Source organism: Neglectibacter sp. X4, from assembly GCF_009917365.1.
Lineage (GTDB): Bacteria > Bacillota > Clostridia > Oscillospirales > Acutalibacteraceae > Acutalibacter.
In genome coordinates this window covers 1-4,448 of sequence record NZ_QWLE01000104.1, presented here as the reverse complement: position 1 = coordinate 4,448, position 4,448 = coordinate 1, and the positions used below count along the sequence as shown (strand labels likewise).

The following is a 4,448-nucleotide window of genomic DNA, read 5'->3' as shown; positions in this document are numbered from 1 at the left end:
TTTATCGCCGCGGTACACGTCCGTTGTATCGCTATTTGGGCTGCTATCCGTACTTAATTCGTGTAGACACTATCTAATATATATCCAATATTTCTAACTAATTTTTCCCTTTAATTCTACACCTTACGCCAAGACATTTCAACAAAAAAATTTCCGGAACGTCAAGTTGCTCCGGAAATTTTCTTTTACTTTATCCCAGCATTTGCCCCGCACTATCTATTGGCAAGAGGTTTTCTGGAATTGCTACTCCCAGCTTTTCCGCGAAGCTTTCTGCCATCTTTTTATGAGCGTCATTCTGTGGCTGTTTTCATCCCTGCCAGGTTCCTATTGAGATGCTATATCTTTTTTCATTCTTTACTGTGATTTTTGGAAGTTTGCCGTGATTCCCTCCCACTAGTCTGTGAAGAGGACAGAAAAATCCCCAGCATATCTTGTAATGCTGGGGTGGGGGTGGTAGAATAGAAGAAAATGGAAAAGTGGAACGGGAATATATAAGGGTTTTTCCATTTTTCCAGAAGTTCAGGGAACAATAGCGCCACCTTCTTGTTCCCATCCACCACTAGAAGAAGGGGACGCTATGCGTACATTTCCAACGACATTCGACTGGATAAAAACTAAAACTGGGCTACCGATTCAACCTATTCTAAAACCAGATAAATGGGTTTCTGATGGGTTGCAAAATGAATTACGTGAATGGTTCTGGCCGCCGCAGTTTTATCAAACCGACCTCGGCGTGCGCTTTAATTATGTTAATTATAATCAGGTTCCGCGCTATAACCCTCCTCCATATCCTAATCCTGTGCTCATCCATGCACCAACAGGCTCGGGTAAAAACTATTTTGTCGTTAACTCATTATCTGATGTCGTGAATACAGTTGGAGGACGAGTTCTTATCCTAACGAATAGAACAGCTCTTACCTTACAGCAACGCATAGAAGCCGACAGAAAAATGGATTTCCATGCTACAGTCAAAAAGTTTATGAGGACTGCTATCTGTCTGGTAATATGGATATCATAAGCTATCATCAGGCTATTTCCTATATTGCCGGCCCGAACAATTGGACGATACCATGCGTGAAGGCTGTAGTCTTTGATGAGGCTCATTTCTTTCTTGCAGACTCTTCGTTCAACTCTGATACTAGCTTTATTTTGCAGCAGCTTATCAAACGGTTTTATTATTGCAAAAGAATTTATATGAGTGCTACACCGGAAGAAGTAAAGCCTATTCTTTCATATGAGGAACTGAATGCTTTTTATAACTATATATACTTTGGAAACAGACTGATAAATGAGTATCATGACCTCAATCCTAAAGATAATCCCCTGTTCATGCTTCGACTTTCTGTGGGTTCCCCAACTCAAGCTAGCAAAGCCCAAGAATCTTCTCCAGATAGCAAAGATAGTAAGGGAAAAGAAGCGTCAAATGACAATCTTGATGATAAAACTCTATCTGATTCTCAAGAAAAAGCAGAGATTCAGCCTTTTCCTCTGCCTCCACCACCGTACCCCTGCTTTGCTGAATACGTATTTCAAGGCACTTTCAACCATGTAAATCTGCATTTTTTCCATAGCTGGTATAGCATAGAAACAACAGCTAGAGATGAAACCTTACCAGATAAATGGCTTATTTTTGTCCGTACAAAAAAGGATGGCGAAAAGTTAAAGGAAAAGATTGGAGATTGTGCAGAATTTATAGATGCAGATAGGAAAAAGGAGGATAATGAGAGATTCCAAGCTTTGATACGTGATGAAGAATTTGATTATAAAGTCCTTATTTCCACAACCGTTCTTTATAACGGAGTAAGCTTGAAAGATGATGCCTTAAAACATATCGTAGTCGATTCCGTTAACAAGACAGAGGTCATCCAAATGCTAGGCAGAAAGCGATGCAAAGAAGATGAAAGTGTCAATCTCTATGTCCACATTCCACCAATAGAAGAATTGGAAGAGCGCCAAGAGGAAGCCGACACGATGCTCGAATATATGAACCAGTATCTAAACGACCCTAACCACCTTTTTGAACACAAATGGGAGGCAGACTTCTTTGATTTAAGACTTACAAAACCATCCCGCTTTCTCTACGGCAAATTCTATGTAAGTGCTTATGCACCAATCCTATTTGCACAGGAAGCTGGCAACTATGCGCGTATAATCAAAACTTTAAAGAAATTCAGAGAGCCCTTCACTTTGGAAAAAGAAATCTGCGGCTGGTTTAACAAGACTTTCTGTAAAGAAATGCTGTATGGCGAAACAGCCCAGCAGGCAGAGGAAAGAATCAAAGGGGAGGTGATTGAATATCTTGAGTTGTTAAGGAAAAAAGAACCTATTGAGTTGTCTCAAGGTGAAACGATTTTATCTAACCTTATCGAAATTATAACTCCTATAAAAGGGAAAGTAGAAGCTACACCTCTTAAAAATGGAGCTACGAAAGGGAAACCTCGAAAATTAGGAGCTGACCCCCAAAAAGTAAAAGCCGACATAAACCGAATTATTAAATTTACATCATGGCCTTATGTCCTGTCCAAAGCTGATTCTGTTTATACATTTAAAGAGGACTGGAACGCCCTCACGGAGTACCGTGCCATGAAAGAGGAATTAGCCGGAAGCGAAGCCACAAAGGAAATGTTGCAGGAATACGGCGCAGCGGAGCAGACAGAAAATACATTCAGTATCTATCAGTTAAAAGATGATGTACCCGTAGATTTTCATTTCCGACCACTGGAAGAAGTACAGGGAAAAGGGCTTGCGGTAGACCCCGCCAACTATGAAAAAGTATATACCGCACCACTCACGCCGGGCATGGGCTTAGAGCGCATTTTTGAGAAATTCAACATTGACCGCCCGGAGGACTTCAAGGGACATTCCCTTTCCGTTTCTGACGTGGTAGTGCTTCATCAGAACGGCAAGGACACCGCCCACTATACGGACAGTATCGGTTTTGTGGATATTTCAAAAGATTTTCTGTTAGAGAACCCGCTAAAAGCCGCCGAGCTTTCCACGGAGCAAAACGCAAACATGATTGACGGCGTTATCAACAACACCCCCGCCGCTGACGCACTGGAAGCAAACGCCGGGGAGCAGATTTCCCTTGAACAGTACGCCGAAACGCTAAAGCAGGACGACTCCGCCGAGCCGGACATTGCCCGTATCACAGCCGCCGCCAAAAGCCGCTATGACGGCATGGTAGCCCTCTTTACTATGAACGACAAAATCTATATCGGGAAAAGCGAGAACTACGACAACAAAGGGCATTATGACAATAAAGACAATTCCCTGCTCTACGTTTCCGACTGCCAAGCCGCTTTTACATTCCTTTCAAGCGAGGGCTGCATATACCCGCAGGACGAAGCCTTAAACCGTGGCATTTACACCAAAGAGGACTACGAAGAATTTTCACGGATAACGGACTTTCTATCGCAGGCAGGCTTTACCCCGGAAAAGGAATTTTGCTTTGACAAAAAGCCCTTTTCCCTGCAAGCAGATACGCCGGAGCAGGCTGCCCCGGAAACGAAAACCATTTATTACACAATCAATGAGGGGGCTGCCCGCCGTGCCAATGACGCTAACAGCTACTACGATTACAAGCCCGGCAGCGCAACCGCAGGATACAGGCAAATGGTAGACAAAGCCGTGGAGATCGGGGAACAGCAGAAAAAGCGGATATGTCGTCACAGTGGCACATAGAGGATAAACCCTACCCCTCATGGGCTTTATCCAACAACAACGCAGAGATACGCCGGGTAAAAGGGCGCATTGCGGAACTGACAAAAAAGCAGGAAACCGCCTACGCCGGGTGGGAGTTTGACGGCGGCACGGTGGAAGCCAACCGGGAGGACAACCGCCTGCAAATCTATTTCGAGGAAAAGCCGGACGAAAAGACCCGTGAAACCTTAAAGGAAAATGGCTTCCGTTGGTCGCCCAAAGCCGGGGCGTGGCAAAGGCAGCTAAACGACAACGCTATTTACGTTGCTGACCGCTTATCCTGCATAAAACCTTTGTCCGGGAAAAGCCCCGTGGAGATACAGAAAGAAGCCCGCACAGCCGCCAAGACGGAGAAAAAGCCCTCTATCCGGGCGCAGCTTGCACAGGACAAGGAAGCGTTGAAAAACGCCCCGAAAAAGGCAGCGGAAAAGACAAAAAAGCAGGACTTAGAAAGGAGCTGAACCATGCAGAAATTTGAAAACGTGGATATATTAAAATCCCTCAAAGCAATCATGCAGACCCACACCGAGCATTTCCAGTCTGATTTTGACATAGACATAAAGACGTTGAAGCAGGCGGCGAAAAGCCAAAACCCGGAGGACAAAAAATATTTGTGGATATGCCGCCCCGCCGGGACGTGGTGCTTGCGGGAGCGTGACACATTCATCAAAGTGTGGTTGTTGCTGGAACCCCATTTGCCAGGACAACGAGGCCAGTGGGGAGGGATCGCCCAGGACAACCGTCGA

General features: G+C 44.8%; 3 protein-coding genes and 1 pseudogene. All 4 read left to right on the top strand.

Annotated features, from left to right (window positions below; all coding sequences use genetic code 11):
* Positions 1-577 precede the first annotated feature (577 nt).
* On the top strand, positions 578-1,018 hold the full coding sequence (locus D1841_RS16545) for a hypothetical protein (RefSeq protein ID WP_160644745.1): 441 nt from the start codon (positions 578-580) through the stop codon (positions 1,016-1,018).
* 56 nt (positions 1,019-1,074) lie between these two features.
* Complete coding sequence (locus tag D1841_RS19975) at positions 1,075-3,684, top strand: YodL domain-containing protein (protein WP_347564044.1); 2,610 nt, start codon at positions 1,075-1,077, stop codon at positions 3,682-3,684.
* The gene (locus tag D1841_RS19970; RefSeq protein WP_347564043.1) at positions 3,663-4,163 is read left to right on the top strand and encodes a hypothetical protein; all 501 of its coding nucleotides are present in this window, start codon (positions 3,663-3,665) and stop codon (positions 4,161-4,163) included. Before D1841_RS19975 ends, D1841_RS19970 begins: the two co-directional genes overlap by 22 nt.
* A gap of 3 nt (positions 4,164-4,166) precedes the next feature.
* Positions 4,167-4,448, top strand: a pseudogene (locus tag D1841_RS16535) (hypothetical protein); the annotation flags it as partial.